Raw genomic sequence first — 19,516 nt, forward strand, 5'->3', positions numbered from 1 at the left:
CCTGCGCCCCCTTTTCTTGCACAAGGATTCTATTATGACGCGCATCGTTAACTCGCTCTCCGAAATCTCCGACACATATCAAGCACTGTTCGTCGATTTGTGGGGGTGCGTTCACGATGGCGTTGCGGCACTTCCTGATGCTGTCGCGGCGCTGCAGAAGTACCGTCAATCGGGTGGCAAGGTGGTGCTGGTCACCAATTCCCCGCGCCCGCGTGCATCGGTTGAAATTCAGCTTGATGGCTTCGGTGTGCCGCGCGACGCATGGGATACAATCGCCACCTCGGGCGACTCTGCGCGCTCAGCAATGTTCAGAGGCGTCGTGGGCGAGAAAATCTTCTTCATGGGAACAGAAGACGAGAAAGCAGCCTTCCTCAAGCCTATCGCGGTCGTCCACGATGCGGTCGAGATTACTCCCGTTCCACTCGAAGAAGCAGAAGGCATCGTTTGCTGTGGCGCATTCGATTCCCACGCCGATCCAGAAGTGAACCGCCCGATTTTCCTCGCCGCCAAGACTCGCGGATTGAAGTTGCTCTGTGCAAACCCAGACATCGTTGTGGACCGCGGCGAGACTCGCGAATGGTGCGCAGGCGCCTTGGCAAAGCTCTATACCGAAATGGGCGGTGAGAGCCTCTATTTCGGCAAGCCGCACCCGCCAATCTATGATCTCGCTCGGCGGCGCTTGGCCGAAGTGAGCGACAGCGTTCCTGACGACCGAATCCTTGCGATTGGAGACGGTATTCACACCGATATCCAAGGCGCAGTTGGCGAAGACATCGACTCTCTGTTTATCACGGGCGGTCTCGCAGCTGCAGAAACAGGAACGGACCAGCAACCTAACCCGGAGCTATTAAACGCTTATCTCGATAAATCAGGTTTCCACCCGTCCTTTTCCATCGGCTTCCTGCGTTAAATAACGCTTGATTTTCCGCATCCGCAAAGCAATAAAGATACAACACACACCAATATCAGGCAACATTGTTGCTGCACGAAATGAGGCCGCAGTATGCTAGACAACCAGATTCGAGGAACTATCTTCATCGAAGACTTGGAGATCGGCATGTCTCGCTATGTCCAAAAGGCGATCACAGACAACGATATCGAGCTCTTTGCGGATATTTCGACCGACAGGAACCCCGTTCATCTCGATGAGGAATACGCGCAGGAGTCCATTTTCCAAGGTCGTATCGCCCACGGGATGCTCACAGCAGGCCTTATCTCGGCGGTGATTGGCGAGCAACTTCCGGGGCACGGGACGATTTACCTTGGGCAGTCACTGAAGTTTCTGGCCCCCGTGCGCCCGAATGATATGGTCCGCGCCGAGGTTACCGTCGCAAAGATCGACTACCCTAAACGCAGGGTGACGCTGGATTGTGAATGTACGATAGCCGACAAGCCTGTTCTACGTGGTCAGGCGACCGTGCTCGCACCATCCAAGAAACTCGACTAACGCTTGCGCGATGCCACGCGCGGCGCTATGTGGCTCAGCATGCGTATTTTCAGAGATCACACATTTATTTCTGCCGCTGACCGCGGTGCCACCGTTGCGATAGGCAACTTTGACGGCGTTCATCGTGGGCATCAAAAAGTCATCGAGATCGCTCGAAATGCTGCTCCCGACGCGCCGCTTGGTATTCTTACGTTTGAGCCCCACCCGCGCCAGTATTTTGCCCCCAAGGCTGCCCCCTTTCGCTTGATGAACGCAGAAGCGCGCGCCCACCGCCTTGAAAAGCTCGGCGTGGAACGTCTGTACGAACTAAACTTCAATGCCTCACTGTCGAGCCTCACCGCTCCAGAATTTGCTAAGCAGGTCCTCGCAGATGGCCTTGGCGTCGCTCATGTGACTGTGGGTGCGGATTTCTGCTTTGGCAAAGACCGTGGCGGCAACGCCCAAGATCTGATCGCCTTTGGGGCCGAAATGGGATTTGGCGTTACGATTGCCGAACTCGTTGAGGATCTTGGCGACGAGGTTTCTTCCTCCGCGATCCGCGAAGCGCTGAGTGATGGCAAACCAGAGGTCGCAACGCGTATGCTCGGGCACTTTCACCGCATGGAAGGCCAAGTTATTCGCGGTGACCAGCGTGGGCGCGAACTTGGGTTCCCAACCGCGAATATGTCCATAGCAGGGCTACATCCGCCGAAATTTGGCGTTTATGCCGTACGCATCGATATCCTGACCGGCCCACACGCGGGCACATATGATGGTGCCGCTTCGATGGGAGTACGGCCGATGTTCGGCGAGAACCTACCGAATCTTGAGAGCTATATCTTTGATTTTAAGGGTGACATTTACGGAGAGGAAATCTCTGTGGCGCTTATCGAATATCTTCGACCCGAGGAGAAATTCGACAGCCTCGAAGCCCTTATCACCCAGATGGACGCCGACTGTGAAAGAGCGCGGCAAATCCTCGCCGCGCTCTAGCATCTGAAATTACGGCGTATAGGTGCCTTCGTAGATCGGCCCAAGCGTGTCCACATCAAAGAGAGATGACACGGACGTACCGTTCCATGTGTTCAGGATCGCCTGCGCAAACATTGGCGCAGTTGGGACGATACGGATGTTTTCTGCGCCCTTTACGGCGGCTGTTGGCTCAATGGAATCTGTGATTACCAATGACTTCATTACGGACTTTGAGACCCGATCAACCGCTGGGCCAGACATAACGCCGTGCGTGATATAGGAGTGCACCTCTTTCGCGCCATTTTCCATCAACACTTCTGCAGCTTTGCAAAGCGTGCCGGCGGTATCGACCATGTCGTCAACGATTATACAGGTCTTGCCCGAGACATCGCCGATTACCGTCATTTCAGCGATCTCACCCGGCTTTTCGCGGCGCTTATCCACGATTGAGAGCGGAGCATTGATACGCTTGGCCAATTCACGGGCCCGCGCCACACCGCCAACATCGGGCGACACAACCATGATTTCGTCCATCCGGCCTTTGAACTCGTGCTCGATATCCAGCGCAAATACTGGCGAGGCATAGAGGTTATCAACTGGAATATCAAAGAACCCTTGAATCTGTGTCGCGTGTAGATCAAGCGTCAGAACCCGTTCAATCCCAGCTTCGGCAATCAAATTCGCGACAAGTTTGGCCGAGATCGGTGTGCGCGCTTTTGTGCGGCGGTCTTGGCGGGCATATCCGAAATACGGGATAACAGCAGTGATCCGCGCGGCCGAAGAACGGCGCAGGGCGTCTGCAATAATCAACAACTCCATCAGGTTGTCGTTCGCGGGGTTCGAGGTAGGCTGAATAATGAACATATCCTCGCCGCGCACGTTTTCGTACACTTCGACAAATATCTCTTGATCGTTGAAGCGCTCAACACGCGCGTCGACCAAACCGACATTCACACCGCGATGCAGCGACATTCGGCGCGCGACGGCGGTCGCGAGTGGGCGGTTGGCATTTCCTGAAATAAGCTTGGGAGCAGTTGTGGTGGGCATTGCAGCGGGTCCCCGTTGAAGGTCAGATGACAGAATCGTGACGTTGACACCGCTTACCATCTCACTACGGTCGTGCCAAAGAAAATGCCGCCCAGGAGCAAAGAAAATGACCCAAATCGATTATTATTTCTCAACTATTTCACCTTTTACCTATCTAGCGGGCAATCGACTTGAAGAAGTCGCGGCGAAACACGGGGCGACGGTTAAGTACAAACCGCTCGATATCATGGCACTATTTTCGCGCACAGGCGGCACGCCTCCCAAGGATCGGCACCCGAGCCGCCAAGCGTATCGACTTCAGGAAATCCGGCGGCAATCGGCGCGCACCGGTTTGGATATCAATATGAAGCCGGCCTTTTGGCCAGCGAACTCTGCGCCGTCTGCCTACGCAATCATTGCAGCCCAAAGCGCGGGCGGAGATGTCGGAGCACTTGCCCATGCGTTCACCCGCGCGTGCTGGCTTGAGGACAAGAACATCGCCGAAGAAGAAGTCATTCGCTCCCTCCTCTCCGAGCACGGGTTTGACCCAGAATTGGTGAATTCCGGACTTCTAACTGGGGCCGAAACGTTCACGCAGAACCTAGAAGACGCAATTGAGGCTGGCGCGTTCGGCGCACCAACATATGTCGTAGGAGAAGAGGTTTTCTGGGGCCAAGACCGTCTGGACGATCTTGACCTACACCTTGCTGGAAAGCTTTAATCAAACAATCCAATGAACTGGTCGATGAGTTCGCGGCTGATCGACCAGTCACACACAAACCGCGCAGTGAGTGGCTCGCTCGGGTCGTCGCCTTCTAGGTTTCCAACCATGATATGATACACCGCACCTGCGTCCTTGAGGCACTGATGCGTGGAGCGTGGCAGGTCGGCAAATATGATGTTCCCGTCAACTGAGCCATGTATCGTGGCGCCGACCCGCTCAAGTGCATCGGCAAGGTATGCGGCATTATTGTTCGCCTGCTCCGCAGCTTTCAGCCACAGGTCGTCCCGCAAATATGCCTGCATTTGTGCGGATAGATAACGGTTTTTGGAGAAAAGGTGCCCGCCCCGCTTGCGCCGTAGCTCGAACTCTTCTGCGAGTGCTGGATCAAAGAAGATTACCGCCTCAACACCCAATAGCCCGTTCTTGGTACCGCCAAACGAAAGCGCACTGATACCCGCGCGCCAAGTCATATCCGCGGGCGAACAACCGATCTTGGAAACAGCATTGGCAAACCGCGCGCCATCCATATGCGTTGCGAGCCCATAAGACTTCGCACAGGCCGTTAGCGCGCTCAACTCTTCCAAAGAATAGGCCGTTCCCGCCTCAGTCAGTTGGGTCAGTGAAACAGGCCCGCGTTTGGGGCCGTGCACTCCGCGGTTTTCTTCGCCGAGTATCGCGCGCTCAAGGTCGCTTGGCGCAATCTTGGCATGCGTTGAAGGAATTGGGATAAGCTTTGCACCACCCGTATAGAACTCTGGCGCATTGCACTCATCAACGTGAATATGCGCTTCATCGCTACAGAAAATCGCGTCAAACGGTCGCGACATCGACCCGAGTATCAACGAATTCGCAGCCGTTCCCGTTGCGACAAGATGTACAACCGCATCGGGGGCTTCGAATACCTCACGAAGCTTCTCGCGCACCTCGCCATTTATCGGGTCCGCGCCATAGCCCATCGCATATCCTTCGTTGGCATCCACAAGTGCCTGCATGACCTCTGGGTGGGCCTTGCCCGAATTATCAGACGCAAAGAACATCAGCTCAAATCCTCAATGATGTAGTTTTCCCAATCTTCGACATCCAGCTCATATTCCGGAACCGTCCAGCCTCGCACCGAAGTGCCAGACGTGTGCACGGTCTCGGGGTCGCCGGAAATCAATGGATGCCAGTCACAGAGGGGTTTCCCTTCGTGCAAGAGCCGGTACGCGCATGTCATGGGCAACCAGTATGCGACATCCTTAATCGTCGAAGGCTTTAGCACAACACATTCTGGTACGAACTCTCGGCGAATATCATATTGCGCGCATTGGCAGCTTTGATCGTCCAAGAGTCGACACGCAACGCGCGTGAATAGGACCTCGCCAGAATCCTCGTCCTCAAGCTTGTTCAGGCAACATTTGCCACAGCCATCACAAAGAGCTTCCCACTCCTTGGAATTCATCTCTGTCAGAGGAACTGTGCGCCAGAATTCGGAGCGCAATCCGGTGCGGTCGATCTTGTTTGTCATAGCGCCGTAGTATGCGATATGACGAGCGGTGAAAAGCCATCGAATGAGGGCCGGTCAAAGCTCCCAATCATCGTCATGAGCGACCTGCCCCATGGCGAACCAATCAACCCGAAGGCGCGCGATCCGCGTGTCTCCCCATGTCTTAAACACGGCATCGAACCCGTCCTCGGTGACGTTCTCAACCGAGATATCACCCCGCTGGTTGGTGTCGTGCGCAAAATCCCACATCGAGAACGAAATGTGGACCATTGGCGGATCTGTAAACCGACCATCAAAAGTAACACGCTCTCGATATGATCGCTTACCAGTGCCCGTCCACATTGTTCCGTCTTCTTGAAAATCAGAAAACATGACGAGCGTGCCCTGATCCATTCCAAGCAGGTGATTTCGAATACTTCGCATACTAATTCCTAAACTACACACTGAAACTATTAGAAATTCCGAAAATTTAAAGACAAAAAACCCCGCACCGAAATGCGGGGTTTCTGAATAGCATCAAATTACTTGATTTGGAGTTACTTCGCAGCAAGCCCTAGCTGGCTTGCCATCGCGGAAATATCCGCAACTTGCTTAGCCAAGCCATCCTGCGCATCAGCGGCCGCAGTTGCTTGCGCAGCGGTTACTTCGGCAACAAGGCTGTCGATTACGTCTTGGGTAACTTCGGATGCTGGAAGTGCTTTCTCGGCCAATACCGAAGTTGCAGTACCGGAAATCTCAGCGAAACCACCAGTAACCAGATACTCTTGAGTACCTTCTGCGCTGACAACCTTAAGAATGCCAGGACGCAAAGTCGTAATCAGAGGCGCATGATCGGCCATTGCTGTCAGATCGCCTTCGGCACCGGGGATTTGGACCTCGGTGGCCTGAAACGATGCAAGGCTGCGTTCGGGCGATACCAAATCAAACTGTAGTGTAGCCATGATAGCCTCCTTCAGAGTTTTTCTGGTGGGCCGAAACCCACCAAAAACCCGTTACATTAAGCAGCGTCAGCAGCCATTTTCTCGGCTTTTGCGATAACTTCGTCGATGCCGCCAACCATATAGAAGGCGCCCTCTGGAAGGTGATCGTACTCACCAGCAACCACAGCTTTGAACGAAGCGATTGTTTCTTCGAGTGGCACCTGCTTACCGTCGGCACCAGTAAAGATTTTCGCAACGTCAAACGGCTGAGACAAGAAACGCTCGATCTTACGCGCACGGGCAACGGTTTGCTTATCTTCTTCAGAAAGCTCGTCCATGCCGAGAATCGCGATGATGTCTTGCAGCGATTTGTAGCGCTGAAGGATCTGCTGAACGTCTGTCGCAACTTTGTAGTGCTCGTCACCGATTACGAGTGGGTCAAGCAAGCGCGATGTGGAACCGAGTGGATCAACCGCAGGGTAGATACCTTTTTCGGAGATCGCACGGTCAAGAACCGTAGTCGCATCAAGGTGAGCAAACGATGTCGCAGGTGCAGGGTCAGTAAGGTCATCCGCAGGAACGTAAACGGCTTGCACCGAAGTAATCGAACCGGATTTGGTCGATGTAATACGCTCTTGCATCGCACCCATGTCAGTCGCGAGTGTTGGCTGATAGCCCACAGCGGATGGGATACGGCCAAGAAGCGCGGACACCTCGGAACCAGCTTGAGTAAAGCGGAAGATGTTATCAACGAAGAACAGAACGTCAGAACCAGTCTCGTCGCGGAACTGCTCAGCCAATGTTAGACCGGACAGAGCAACACGCATACGCGCTCCGGGAGGCTCGTTCATCTGGCCGTAAACCAGCGCAATTTTCGACTCTTCCATGTTATCAGGAACGATAACGCCGGATTCGATCATCTCGTGGTAAAGGTCGTTACCTTCACGTGTACGCTCGCCCACACCCGCAAATACGGAAAGGCCAGAGTGCACTTTAGCGATGTTGTTGATCAATTCCATGATGAGAACGGTTTTACCCACACCCGCACCACCGAAGAGACCAATTTTACCACCTTTTGTGTAAGGTGCCAGAAGGTCGATAACTTTAATACCTGTTGCCAGGATCTCTGTTGTCGTTGCTTGCTCGTCAAATGTCGGCGCAGGCTGGTGAATCGCGCGTTTTGCCGTCGCGTTCACAGGGCCTTGCTCGTCCACAGGGTCGCCAGTCACGTTCAAAATACGACCGAGTGTCGCTGTCCCAACTGGAACAGAAATCGGCTCGCCACGGTCCGTTACAGGAGCGCCGCGAACGAGGCCCTCTGTACCGTCCATCGCAATTGTACGAACAGTGTTTTCGCCAAGGTGCTGGGCCACTTCGAGGACCAGTGCTTTGCCGTTATTTTCAGTTTCAAGAGCGTTCAAAATCTCGGGCAGTTCGCCCTCGAATTTGACGTCCACAACGGCGCCGATCACCTGAGTGATTTTGCCGGTAGCTTTCGCTTTTGCCATGTTAATTCTCCGGTCCTTTAGAGCGCTTCAGCGCCCGAAATGATTTCGATAAGCTCGTTTGTAATGACGGCCTGACGCGAACGGTTAAATTCGATTGTCAGATCCTCGATCATCTCACCCGCGTTGCGTGTCGCGTTATCCATTGCGGACATACGCGCGCCTTGCTCGGATGCGCCATTCTCAAGGAGAGCGGCAAAAATCTGAGTGGCGACACCACGTGGAAGAAGATCCGCAAGGATGCCCTCTTCACTGGGTTCGTAATCATAGAGCGTCGATGCTTCGCTCGTTTCTTCAAACGAGGCTGGGATGACCTGCTGTGCTGTTGGCACTTGGGAAACCACATTTTCGAAGCGGCTGTAGAAGATCGTCGCGACGTCAAAATCGCCGGCGTTAAACCGGGTCAGAACATCCGAGGCGATCTCGTGGGCATTGCTATAACCAACACGCTTAACTTCGGAGAGATCGATGTGATCGACCAATTTATCCCCAAAGTCACGCTTGAGCTGATCGCGCCCTTTTTTACCAACTGTCAGAATTTTGACAGTCTTACCAGCACCCAACAGCTCTTGGGCATGTAGGCGCGCCAGTTTAACGATAGACGAATTGAAACCACCACAGAGGCCACGCTCAGCTGTCATGACCACCAAAAGGTGGACTTGATCTGAACCTGTCCCTGCGAGGAGTTTCGGACCGGAGTTCGAGCCACCGGAAGCCGCAGCAAGGCCACCCAGAACGGCATTCATCCGTTCTGCGTATGGGCGACCAGCTTCTGCAGCTTCTTGCGCGCGGCGAAGTTTCGCCGCGGCAACCATCTGCATGGCTTTGGTGATCTTACGTGTCGATTTGACACTTTCGATCCGGTTTTTTAGGTCCTTCAGGTTTGGCATGTATCCAATCCTATTCCTAAAGCGAAAATTCTAGGCGAAATCTGCGGCGTACTCATCGAGTGCAGCGCGGACCTTGGCTTCTGCGTCCCCTTTGATTTTGGGGTCTTCATCAGCAATCCAAGTCAACAGATCAGCGTGCTTGCTACGCAGGTGTGTCAAAAGACCCGCCTCGTAACGTCCCACGTCTTTCACGTCGATCTTGTCAAGGTAGCCCTTTGTACCTGCCAGAATAACACACACGATTTCCGCGTTTGTTAGTGGCGAATACTGTGGCTGCTTCATAAGCTCTGTCAAACGCGCACCACGGTTCAGCAACTGCTGAGTTGCGGCGTCGAGGTCAGAACCGAACTGAGCAAACGCAGCCATCTCGCGGTACTGAGCAAGCTCAAGTTTAACCGGACCAGCAACAGATTTCATCGCGTTTGTTTGCGCGGACGAACCAACACGCGAAACCGACAGACCTGTGTTCACCGCAGGGCGAATACCTTGGTAGAAGAGTTCAGTTTCCAAGAAGATCTGGCCGTCGGTGATCGAAATCACGTTGGTTGGAATAAACGCGGAAACGTCGCCACCTTGAGTTTCGATGATAGGCAGAGCTGTCAAAGAACCAGAGCCGTTGTCTTCGTTTAGTTTCGAAGAGCGCTCAAGCAACCGTGAGTGAAGATAGAAAACGTCACCTGGGTAAGCTTCACGTCCAGGAGGACGACGGAGCAAGAGAGACATCTGACGATAAGAAACCGCTTGCTTGGAAAGGTCATCATAGATGATCAGAGCGTGGCGGCCATTGTCGCGGAAGAACTCAGCCATTGCTGTCGCAGCATAAGGTGCAAGGAACTGCATCGGAGCTGGGTCGGAAGCTGTCGCAGCCACAACGATGGAATACTCAATCGCGCCAGTTTCTTCGAGCTTTTTAACAAGCTGAGCAACTGTGGAACGCTTTTGACCGATCGCAACGTAAACGCAGTAAAGCTTTTTGCTCTCGTCGTCACCAGCAGCGTCGTTGTAGGACTTCTGGTTCAGCATCGTGTCGAGCGCGATAGCTGTTTTACCAGTTTGACGGTCGCCAATGATAAGCTCGCGCTGGCCACGGCCAACGGGGATCATCGCGTCAACAGATTTGAGGCCTGTTGCCATTGGTTCGTGAACGGATTTACGTGGGATAATGCCCGGCGCTTTGGAGTCCGCAATCGCACGGTTCTTGGTTTTGATCGGGCCTTTGCCGTCGATCGGGTTACCGAGGCCGTCTACAACGCGACCAAGAAGTTCGTCGCCGTAAGGAACGTCCACGATGGAGTTCGTACGCTTAACGAGGTCACCCTCTTTAATGTCACGGTCGGAACCGAAGATAACAACACCAACGTTGTCAGCTTCAAGGTTCAGCGCCATGCCGACGATACCGCCGGGGAACTCAACCATTTCACCGGCTTGAACATTATCAAGTCCGTGAACGCGGGCGATACCGTCGCCAACGCTCAATACACGGCCAACTTCGGCCACTTCGGCCTCTTGGCCAAAGGATTTAATCTGGTCCTTAAGGATCGCAGAAATCTCGGCTGCTTGGATACCCATTTATCCGACCTCTTTCATTGCGTTCTGGAGGTTAGAGAGCTTCGAGGAGATCGACGTGTCGATCATCTTGGAGCCCACCTTAACAATAAGGCCGCCGATGAGGGATTCATCCACGGCCACATTCACGGTGACATCTTTGCCGACGGACGCCTTAAGCGTCTTGGCAAGCGCGTCTGCCTGAGCTTTGGTCAGCTTCTTAGCTGCCGTCACTTCAGCGGTGACTTCGCCCTTCTCATCAGAGATCTGCGCACGAAGCGCAGTGATGAGTTGAGGCAGCACGAAAAGACGACGCTTTTCGGCCATCAGACCCAGCGTGTTAGTCACGATGGGCGAGAGTTTCATTTTCTTGGCAATAGCAATGACAGCCGAGCTCTGCTCTTCGCGTGTATACACAGGCGAGGAAATCAAAGCCGCAAAGTCGTCACTGCTGGCGAGTGCGTCTTCCAACGCATCACAATCAGCCTCAAGGGCTGGGAGTTTCTTACCTTCTTTGGCCAGTTCAAAGACGGCCGTGGCATAGCGCGCAGCAATGCCAGAGGAGATCGAAGCTGGTTCGGACACGTCCACCCTTCCGCTAGTCTGTGCCCCCATCAGTACACTGCGGTATGCAGGACTTCTTGAGGCAGCCTAAGTCACACACGTATACGCATGCGTTAAAATCGGCTGTGATGTAACAGAGCCTTTGGCTTGCCGCAACACTCTATACGCCTTTGACCTGCATCAATTCACCTTTTGAAATAGGGCTTTGGAAAAGGTGCGACGAAAAGCTCCCATTTTTTTCAGGTTCTAAAGGATTTTATCGCCCGTTTTTTACGCTCGGGCGATTCCCCGTGGCTCATTTTCGATGCAATATATTTTCTCGGCGAAAGGGGGATTCGGCGCGGATGCGCTCAACTTGCTTCTCCGACGCGGCCACCGATTGGCCGCTTGATCCCGCCAAGAACATCAAACGGGCGCTTGATCGCTTCTGGAATCCCGGGGCGTGTCGGCGCTTGAAGCTGTTTCGTCGCCTCAATCATCAATACACCGCCGGCAATATAGTTCGAAACCTTGCGCCCCGACTTCTCCAACACGGGTGCCGCACGCAGCCAGAACCGTTTGTTGGACGGAAGCGCGAAGAGCGTGGCGCGGTGGCGTTCAGGAACGAGATTGTGGAGTTTTAGCTGAGACTCAAGCTGTGCGAGTGAATAAGGTCGGCCAAATCCAAACGGCGTCTGATCACTGCGCGACCAAAGCCCCGCACGATTGGGCACAATAAACAGTGCCTTGCCCCCCGGCCCGAGAACGCGAAAACACTCTTCGAGAAGTGCGCTCGGATGCTCGCTTGTCTCAAGCCCATGCATCACGACCAGCTTATCCACCACGCCGGTATCGAGCGGCCAGTTCATCTCTTCGCACAGGACCGACACGTTTTTGCGGGCTGGCGGCCACGGCATAACACCCTGCGGCCCAGGCATAAGGCCAACAATCCGCCGCGAGGTTGCCAAATAGGGCCGCAACAGCGGAACGGCAAAGCCATACCCGACAACTGTCTGCCCCTTGGCTTCTGGCCAGAATTCAACGACCTGATCGCGAATAGCCTTCTGCGCGGCACGCCCAAGCGCACTGCGGTAGTAAAAGGATTTCAGATCTCGCACATCAAGGTGCATACAGTTTCCTCTTGGAAATATGCCCTAATTCGGCAAAGCTAAGCTGGACCATATCAAAACGAGCGCAAAACGCCATGCCCCTAGAGATCGTAACAATTCCTTGTCTTCAAGATAATTACGCATATTTGATTCATAATAATGAATCGGGCGAAACCGCACTTGTTGATATACCCGAAGCCGAACCTATTCAGTCCGTTCTGGATCGCAAAGGCTGGACGCTCACCGATATTCTGATCACGCATCATCATTGGGATCATATCGACGGCCTTGAGCAGCTCGATACAAGCACCGCTCGCATCATCGGCGCAAAGGCCGACGCGCACCGCCTCCCCGATCTGACTGTGGCAGTTAGCGAAGGTGATGAGCTAACTGTCTGTGGCGAAAAGATCGGGATTCTCGATGTTTCGGGGCACACGATTGGTCACATCGCATTTTACTTTCCCAGAACGGGCGCCGTTTTTACCGCCGACAGCCTGATGGCCCTAGGGTGTGGGCGCTTGTTTGAGGGGACGCCAGCGATGATGCTCGCCTCAATGGAGAAGTTCGCGGGGATGCCGGATTCTACTCTCGTTTGCTCCGGCCATGAGTACACCGCCCACAACGCCAGATTTGCCGTGACCGTCGATCCCAAAAATCCGGCACTCCTCCAACGTGTCACCGAGGTAAACGAAGCGGTCAACGCGGGCTTGCCGACGGTTCCCTCCACCCTTGGCCAAGAACGTGCGACCAATCCGTTCTTGCGCAGCCACAGTCAGGGAATCCGCGAAGCTCTGGGCAAGCCGGATGCATCCGACGTCGAAATCTTTGCCGAAGTCCGCGAACTTCGGAATAACTTCTAAGAGCGACTCACATTCGCGTCAGGTCGCGTTGTAGTTCTACTTTTTCTGACTAAATGAGAAAATCGCGTAGATTTCTTAGCCGAAAGGTAACAACTCGGTGTGAAACTACAAATTATTCGACATTTTTAGTGTTTACTCTTGAAGAGTGCGCCAGAAAACCGAACTCTAATAGATAAGGACACTGCTACTGGTGTCTGCAATTCCAAAGAAAGGAAAGTGGAATGCCCTCATTTTCCAACACGCTCGAAGCCGCGATCCACAGTGCTCTAGGCCTAGCGAACGCTCGTAAGCATGAATTAGCGACATTGGAGCATTTGCTCCTCGCTCTGCTCGACGAGCCAGATGCCGTTCAAGTGATGCGCGCTTGCAGTGTCGATCTTGACGCGCTGCGCGCGACATTGATCGAATTCATTGAGGATGACCTTTCGTCACTGGAAACCAATGTCGAAGGTTCCGAAGCAGTTCCGACCGCCGCATTTCAGCGGGTCATTCAGCGTGCCGCGATCCACGTTCAGTCATCTGGCCGAACAGAGGTAACTGGCGCGAATGTATTGGTCGCGATTTTTGCAGAGCGCGAATCGAACGCCGCCTATTTCCTGCAAGAACAGGATATGACGCGTTACGACGCCGTTAACTACATCGCGCATGGCGTTGCCAAGGATCCCGCCTATGGAGAGGCGCGGCCCGTAACTGGCTCGCCCGAAATCGAAGAGGACATTCCCCTTGCCGAAGAAGGCGAAGCAAAAGATAGCGCGCTCGCCAAATACTGCGTGGACCTGAACGCCAAGGCTGCTGAGGGTGACGTCGATCCACTGATCGGTCGCAGCCACGAGGTCGAGCGCTGTATTCAGGTTCTCTGTCGCCGCCGCAAGAATAACCCACTCTTGGTGGGGGATCCTGGTGTAGGCAAGACGGCAATTGCCGAAGGGCTGGCACATAAGATCGTCAACGGTGAAACACCGGAAGTCCTTGCAAACGCAACGATTTACTCTCTCGACATGGGCGCCCTCCTCGCTGGGACGCGCTACCGTGGTGACTTTGAGGAGCGCCTCAAAGCGGTGATGACCGAAATGGAAGATCACCCCGACGCTGTGCTGTTCATCGACGAAATTCACACCGTAATCGGTGCAGGCGCAACCTCGGGCGGCGCAATGGACGCGAGCAACTTGCTCAAGCCAGCGCTCCAAGGTGGTAAACTTCGGTGCATGGGCTCTACCACTTATAAAGAGTTCCGCCAGCACTTTGATAAGGACCGCGCACTTTCGCGTCGCTTCCAGAAAATCGACGTGAACGAGCCGAGTGTCGAAGACGCCGTGAAAATCTTGAAGGGGCTGAAGCCATACTTCGAGAAGCACCACGATCTTCGCTATACGTCCGATGCGATCAAAACTGCGGTCGAATTGTCGGCGCGCTATATGAGTGATCGGAAGTTGCCCGACAAGGCGATCGACGTGATCGACGAAGCAGGTGCGGCACAGCATTTGGTTCCAGAAAGCCGCCGTCGCAAAACCATTGGCGTCAAGGAAATCGAAGCTGTGATTTCCAAGATCGCGCGCATTCCAGCCAAGAATGTATCCAAGGATGACGCTGAAGTTCTGCGTGATCTTGAGAAGACACTCAAGCGCGTGGTCTTTGGGCAGGATGCGGCAATCGAAACGCTGGCGTCTGCGATCAAACTCTCGCGCGCGGGACTACGTGAGCCAGAGAAGCCAATCGGGAACTACCTGTTCTCTGGTCCAACTGGCGTAGGTAAAACCGAGGTTGCCAATCAGCTCGCAGATACACTGGGCGTCGAACTCTTGCGCTTTGATATGTCGGAATACATGGAGAAACACGCCGTTTCACGCTTGATCGGCGCACCTCCAGGGTATGTCGGCTTTGATCAGGGCGGTATGTTGACGGATGGTGTGGACCAACATCCGCACTGTGTACTCCTTCTCGACGAAATCGAGAAAGCGCATCCAGACGTGTACAATATCCTGCTTCAGGTCATGGACCACGGCAAGTTGACCGACCATAATGGCCGCACGGTGGATTTCAGGAACGTTATCCTGATCATGACCTCCAACGCGGGCGCTGCGGATCAAGCCAAGGCCGCAATCGGATTTGGCCGCGATCGGCGCGAAGGCGAGGATACTGCCGCGATTGAGCGGACATTCACGCCAGAGTTCCGCAACCGTCTTGACGCAGTGGTGAGCTTTGCGCCGCTTGGCAAAGAAGTCATCCTGCAGGTGGTCGAGAAATTTGTACTTCAACTTGAGGCACAACTCTTGGATCGCAACGTCTCGATCGAGCTCACTCGCCCTGCGGCGGAATGGCTCGCAGAAGAGGGTTACGACGACAAAATGGGGGCGCGTCCACTTGGCCGTGTCATTCAAGAGCACATCAAAAAGCCATTGGCCGAAGAGCTCCTCTTCGGAAAACTGGCCAAAGGTGGGCTCGTGAAAGTTGGCGTGAAGGATGGCAAGATTGACCTTCGGATCATGAAGCCAGAAGCTCCGCGCCTCTCGTCCAAGAAGCCACCGCTTCTGACAGCAGACTAAAATAAGAACGCCGCGATTATCATGATCGCGGCGTTTTTTATTTCTCGGTGAACTTCAATTCAATTCGACGGTTCTGAGCCCGCGCTTCGGGAGTATCTGCGGGATTGACGGGTTGATATTCACCAAAGCCATTGGCCGCCAGCCGATCCGGCGCGATGCCCAACGCATCCACCATATATCGCACAACCGAAAGCGCCCGGCCCTGCGACAACTCCCAATTATCGCGATACTTACCCGTTCCGACAATCGGCGTGTCATCGGTATGACCATCAACACGGATCACCCAATCAATTTCAGACGGGATCTGATCGGCGACACTCTGGAGAATTCGCGCAACCTTCGCGACCTCTTGTTTGCCCTCTTCGGAAAGCTCCACCGCGCCTGTTTCAAAGAGAACCTCGGACGAGAACACAAAGCGATCGCCCTCGATACGGACGCCCTCTTGTGTTCCCAACAGCCCGCGCAACCGACCAAAGAACTCCGACCGATATTGAGCGAGGTCCTTGGTTTGCGCCTTTAGCGCCTCGGCCTCTGCCTCTAGTCGCGCGCGTTCGGCTTCTTCAAGAGCACGCCGCTTGCGTTCTTCGCTCGCGACACGTGCAAGCGCGGTATTAAGCTGCGAGCCCAAAGCCTGAAGCTGCACCTGCGCCGCATCGTCCTTGGCTGCCGAGGCATCCAGCAAGTTTTGCAAAGCCCCAAGCTGCGCGCGCAACTGCGTCACCTGCTCGTTCAAAACGGCCATTCGACGCATACTTTCGGCGGACTCAGCCTCTTTTTCCGAGAGCTGCTCGTTCGCCACCTTCAGGAGTGCGGACCGCAATTCTGCCTCTGACTGCAATTCGTTTAGCTGCTCATCGGCCTTACTCTTGGCCGCAAGTGCCGCTGTCAACCGCTCGCGAACGTCCCCCTTATCCGAAACCTGCTCTTGCAGCACGGCGAGTGCGGCTTCGGTTTCCGCAAGCTTGGCTTTGGTTTGTTCTAGCGTATCGTCCGAGTTCTGCGCCGCAAGAAGTGCAGCGGCCAACTTCGCCTCAATCGATTGCGCTTTATCTGCTTGCTCGATCAGACCCTCTTCGGCCAGCGTTTTTGCAGCGAGTGCCTCGGCGAGTTTTTCATCCAGCGTTGCCTGCGCGGCCTCAGCTGCGGCAAGCAGCGTAAGTGTGTCTTCGGCCTCTTGACGCTTTTCCTCGAGGGCAAGCGTCATCGCGGAAATCTCGTCATCCGCGTTTGCCAACCTCTCGCGTAGCGCTTCGGCGGCGGCCGCTTCGGCCAATCGCGCGGCCTCCTCGGATGATAACGCGGCCTCTTGCTCGGCCAAACGCTCGCGTAGCGCTTCTGCCGCCGCCAGCTCTTTTAGTCGCGCAGCTTCAACCTCATCCAGCGTTTCTTGCGTCGTCGAAAGCTCAGACATAAGCGTCGCGTTCAGGTTCTCTTCGTTAGACAACCGCGCCAATAAGTCAGAGAGTTTCGCCTGATTTTCCTCTCCCTGCGTTTGTAAATCCTCAATCATCGCCTCCAGCGCCTCACGCTTGGCCGCGGCCAAACGCGCCGCCTCTTCGCTCTCGCTGATTTCTTCGCGCGCACTGGCAAGGGCCAGTTGCAAGGCCTCTTGCTCGGACACGAGTCGGGTATTCTCTGCCTCGGCCGTTGCCAGGCTCGCCGTCAGGCTTGCGCCTTCTTCACGAGCCTGATCCCGCTGTGATAATAGTGTGGCGACCTGTGCCTCGAAACTTGTGATGGACGCGCCAAGTTCTGCAATTTCTGTCGACTGCGCCTCGGTCTGGGCCGTCAATTGCGCAATAATAGCTTCCTGCGCTTCTGCAGAATTGCGCGCTTCGTCTAAATTGCTGGTGAGTTGTACAACCTCATCGCGCAGACGCGCGCTCGTGGATTGCTCTAGACCCAACGCATCAGCGAGGCTTAGGACCTGCGCCGATAGCTCGTCTAGCTGTGTTTCCTGCCCTGTTATCGTTTCACGCAGTACCGATTGAACCACCATAAAGATGGTCAAAACGAACATAAGAACGAGCAAAAGCGCCGTCATTGCGTCGACGAAACCGGGCCAGATCGACCCTTGGAAACGCTGCCCAGTTCTGCGACTGAGGGCCATGACTATTCCTCTTGCGGTTCAGTTGCCGCGCGGATGACGTTGGTCAAACCCGCAATATCCGTGCGCAGATCAGAGATAGATTCCTGCCGTCCTGCGCTGATCTCTTCGAGAATACGCAAGAGCTGTACGTCGATTGAACGCAAGCGCATACGGCTCTCGGCGTCAACATTCGTGCTTGCCTCTGGGCGTTGTGTCGCGTTGGCATCGAGCGTCGCGATGAGGCGCTCCTGCCCCGCCACGACTCGGTCAAGCGCTGCGCTCTCTGGGCCGCTGTGTATATTATGCGCAAGTTTTTCGATTGAAGCTGCGAGACTATTCAAACGCTCGTCGATAGCTGCTCGGCCCGCATCGGATTGCGCGAGTACTGCATGCGTGGCACTCATTTGCTCGGAAAGCCGGTCGGCCATTTGATCGAGGACAGCCGCGAGTTGACCGGCGTCGCTACCTTCGTGTTCACCAGAAGAAAACCCGAGGCGCGTAATTGTCGAAAGCCATTCCTCGAGTTCACGATAAAAACGGTTCTGGCCATGCCCCGCGAAAAGCTCGAGCAAACCAACAACAAGCGATCCTGCCAAACCCAAAAGCGAACTAGAAAACGCTGTCCCCATGCCACCGAGCTGTGCCTCAAGGCCCGACATGAGCTTCTCAAAAACGGCTACGCCCGTATCGCCCTCTTGCGGAGCCAGCGAGCGAATAGTCTCCACCACGGCGGGAACCGTTGTCGCCAATCCATAAAACGTCCCGAGAAGACCCAAGAAAATCAGAAGGTTAACGATATATCGAGTGATATCACGCGCTTCGTCGATACGGGTGGCAACTGAATCGAGAATAGAGCTCCCTGAAGTCGAGCTGATCTGCATCCGCGCGCCGCGTGATCGCAGAAGCGCCGCAAGCGGCACAAGCAAGCGCGGCGGAGTCGTAAGCTCATGACCCGCGCGATTTGCGACGAACCCTTCGATCCAACTTACGGAACTATAGAGTTGTATGACCTGCCAAAAACAAGCCAGCACCCCGATAAAAAACACAAAACAGATAAAACCGTTCAGCCATAAGTTCGCAAGGAACAGCGGCAATATCCGCGGCAGCGCGAACCACGCCCCCACGCCGAGCGCAGCCAATATCACCACCATGACGGTGATCTGGCGAGTTGGTAATGTAAATTCTGGCTCGGCCTCGCGGTCCATTAAGTCCATTTGGACAATCCTGACTCTATTTTTGTTGGGGTAACGATAGTGATAAGCAACGGTGTTTGCTAGGAATTAATCATAATTTCCTCATGAACCTGTTAATTCCGCCACCCTTTCGACCAACCACTCCATCTCGGGGTCATGTATCCCGAGTTCGCGAAGATGCGCGGCCGTATTTTGCAAGTACTCGACATTCGATCCCATCTCACCTCGCGCATTTGCGATAACGCGCGCTTGTTCCTGAAGCTCAAGCCCACCGCAGTACTGGTTATTTTCGCGATTGATTACGAATGTAACGGCATGAACGACCCGACCGTCGTCGAGCTCCATCGGCAGTTCGGCCTCAAGATATGCCGAGGAAATCAGCTCCCTCGCACGCAGATACTCAAGGGCCTCCTGCCTATGATCAGGACTGACCTCAAACCCAAGCCCAAGACAACTCGCCGTTTCATCCTCATCCAGAGCGAGCACAAGCCCTGGCTGCTCATGGGTACCGCGATAGTGAATCGACCACATACAGAAGCTACGCGCATAGCCGGTAAGCCGCGCGATCTGGCGCGTCGAGTACTGAAAACCGGGCCGCCACATGAGTGACCCGTAACCAAAGACCCAGAGGGGCTGCTCTGTCATTTTTCTGGTCCTTTCTGACTTCCCCTTATACACATCACAG

General features: G+C 54.6%; 19 protein-coding genes. 6 read left to right on the forward strand and 13 right to left on the reverse strand.

Annotated elements, in window-relative coordinates; genetic code table 11:
* The first annotated feature begins 34 nt into the window (after positions 1-34).
* From ACFE33_RS11765 to ACFE33_RS11775, 3 genes are all read left to right on the forward strand, one after another.
* Positions 35-910: a TIGR01459 family HAD-type hydrolase gene (locus ACFE33_RS11765; RefSeq protein ID WP_380053596.1), complete on the forward strand. Its 876-nt coding sequence runs from the start codon at positions 35-37 to the stop codon at positions 908-910.
* Positions 911-1,003: 93 nt separating this feature from the next.
* Positions 1,004-1,447: a MaoC family dehydratase gene (locus ACFE33_RS11770; RefSeq protein WP_380053599.1), complete on the forward strand. Its 444-nt coding sequence runs from the start codon at positions 1,004-1,006 to the stop codon at positions 1,445-1,447.
* Between the two features lie 39 nt (positions 1,448-1,486).
* Entirely contained in the window at positions 1,487-2,419 is a 933-nt protein-coding gene (locus ACFE33_RS11775; protein WP_380053602.1) for a bifunctional riboflavin kinase/FAD synthetase, read from the forward strand.
* Positions 2,420-2,428: 9 nt separating this feature from the next.
* Here the strand turns inward: ACFE33_RS11775 and ACFE33_RS11780 are convergent, their stop codons facing one another.
* Positions 2,429-3,445, reverse strand: coding sequence for a ribose-phosphate pyrophosphokinase (locus ACFE33_RS11780; protein ID WP_380053605.1), 1,017 nt, complete (start codon positions 3,443-3,445; stop codon positions 2,429-2,431).
* Positions 3,446-3,551: 106 nt separating this feature from the next.
* Between ACFE33_RS11780 and ACFE33_RS11785 the strand changes: the two genes are divergently transcribed.
* Positions 3,552-4,145: a 2-hydroxychromene-2-carboxylate isomerase gene (locus ACFE33_RS11785; RefSeq protein WP_380053608.1), complete on the forward strand. Its 594-nt coding sequence runs from the start codon at positions 3,552-3,554 to the stop codon at positions 4,143-4,145.
* On the opposite strand, the gene ACFE33_RS11790 is transcribed toward ACFE33_RS11785, so the two are convergent.
* From ACFE33_RS11790 to ACFE33_RS11830, 9 genes are all read right to left on the reverse strand, one after another.
* Positions 4,142-5,185: a threonine aldolase family protein gene (locus ACFE33_RS11790; protein ID WP_380053609.1), complete on the reverse strand. Its 1,044-nt coding sequence runs from the start codon at positions 5,183-5,185 to the stop codon at positions 4,142-4,144. The two genes, ACFE33_RS11785 and ACFE33_RS11790, sit on opposite strands and share 4 nt — an antisense overlap.
* Positions 5,185-5,655 carry a YcgN family cysteine cluster protein gene (locus tag ACFE33_RS11795; protein WP_380053612.1) on the reverse strand — a complete coding sequence of 157 codons (471 nt, stop codon included), beginning with the start codon at positions 5,653-5,655 and terminating at the stop codon, positions 5,185-5,187. The genes ACFE33_RS11790 and ACFE33_RS11795 overlap by 1 nt, the downstream gene beginning before the upstream one ends.
* A gap of 54 nt (positions 5,656-5,709) precedes the next feature.
* Entirely contained in the window at positions 5,710-6,057 is a 348-nt protein-coding gene (locus tag ACFE33_RS11800; RefSeq protein ID WP_380053615.1) for an H-type lectin domain-containing protein, read from the reverse strand.
* 113 nt (positions 6,058-6,170) lie between these two features.
* Positions 6,171-6,575, reverse strand: a complete 405-nt coding sequence (locus tag ACFE33_RS11805; protein ID WP_380053618.1) for a F0F1 ATP synthase subunit epsilon — start codon at positions 6,573-6,575, stop codon at positions 6,171-6,173.
* Positions 6,576-6,631: 56 nt separating this feature from the next.
* The gene (gene atpD, locus ACFE33_RS11810; protein WP_380053620.1) at positions 6,632-8,062 is read right to left on the reverse strand and encodes a F0F1 ATP synthase subunit beta; all 1,431 of its coding nucleotides are present in this window, start codon (positions 8,060-8,062) and stop codon (positions 6,632-6,634) included.
* Between the two features lie 17 nt (positions 8,063-8,079).
* Positions 8,080-8,949 (reverse strand): F0F1 ATP synthase subunit gamma, encoded by an 870-nt coding sequence (locus ACFE33_RS11815; protein WP_380053623.1) that lies wholly within the window; start codon positions 8,947-8,949, stop codon positions 8,080-8,082.
* A gap of 30 nt (positions 8,950-8,979) precedes the next feature.
* On the reverse strand, positions 8,980-10,518 hold the full coding sequence (gene atpA / locus ACFE33_RS11820) for a F0F1 ATP synthase subunit alpha (RefSeq protein ID WP_380053626.1): 1,539 nt from the start codon (positions 10,516-10,518) through the stop codon (positions 8,980-8,982).
* Positions 10,519-11,079 (reverse strand): F0F1 ATP synthase subunit delta, encoded by a 561-nt coding sequence (locus ACFE33_RS11825; RefSeq protein ID WP_380053629.1) that lies wholly within the window; start codon positions 11,077-11,079, stop codon positions 10,519-10,521.
* 329 nt (positions 11,080-11,408) lie between these two features.
* Positions 11,409-12,167, reverse strand: coding sequence for a methyltransferase domain-containing protein (locus ACFE33_RS11830; RefSeq protein WP_380053632.1), 759 nt, complete (start codon positions 12,165-12,167; stop codon positions 11,409-11,411).
* 74 nt (positions 12,168-12,241) lie between these two features.
* Between ACFE33_RS11830 and gloB the strand changes: the two genes are divergently transcribed.
* Both gloB and clpA read left to right on the forward strand, forming a co-directional pair.
* The gene (gene gloB / locus ACFE33_RS11835) at positions 12,242-13,006 is read left to right on the forward strand and encodes a hydroxyacylglutathione hydrolase (protein ID WP_380053634.1); all 765 of its coding nucleotides are present in this window, start codon (positions 12,242-12,244) and stop codon (positions 13,004-13,006) included.
* Positions 13,007-13,227: 221 nt separating this feature from the next.
* Positions 13,228-15,549, forward strand: a complete 2,322-nt coding sequence (gene clpA / locus ACFE33_RS11840) for an ATP-dependent Clp protease ATP-binding subunit ClpA (RefSeq protein ID WP_380053637.1) — start codon at positions 13,228-13,230, stop codon at positions 15,547-15,549.
* Between the two features lie 37 nt (positions 15,550-15,586).
* Here the strand turns inward: clpA and ACFE33_RS11845 are convergent, their stop codons facing one another.
* From ACFE33_RS11845 to ACFE33_RS11855, 3 genes are all read right to left on the reverse strand, one after another.
* Positions 15,587-17,659, reverse strand: a complete 2,073-nt coding sequence (locus tag ACFE33_RS11845; protein ID WP_380053639.1) for a peptidoglycan -binding protein — start codon at positions 17,657-17,659, stop codon at positions 15,587-15,589.
* A gap of 2 nt (positions 17,660-17,661) precedes the next feature.
* Positions 17,662-18,852, reverse strand: a complete 1,191-nt coding sequence (locus ACFE33_RS11850) for a biopolymer transporter ExbB (RefSeq protein ID WP_380053642.1) — start codon at positions 18,850-18,852, stop codon at positions 17,662-17,664.
* Positions 18,853-18,933: 81 nt separating this feature from the next.
* Complete coding sequence (locus ACFE33_RS11855) at positions 18,934-19,476, reverse strand: gamma-glutamylcyclotransferase (RefSeq protein WP_380053645.1); 543 nt, start codon at positions 19,474-19,476, stop codon at positions 18,934-18,936.
* Between the last annotated feature and the right edge of the window lie 40 nt (positions 19,477-19,516).

This window comes from Falsihalocynthiibacter sp. SS001 (assembly GCF_042445055.1).
Classification (GTDB): Bacteria; Pseudomonadota; Alphaproteobacteria; order Rhodobacterales; family Rhodobacteraceae; genus Falsihalocynthiibacter.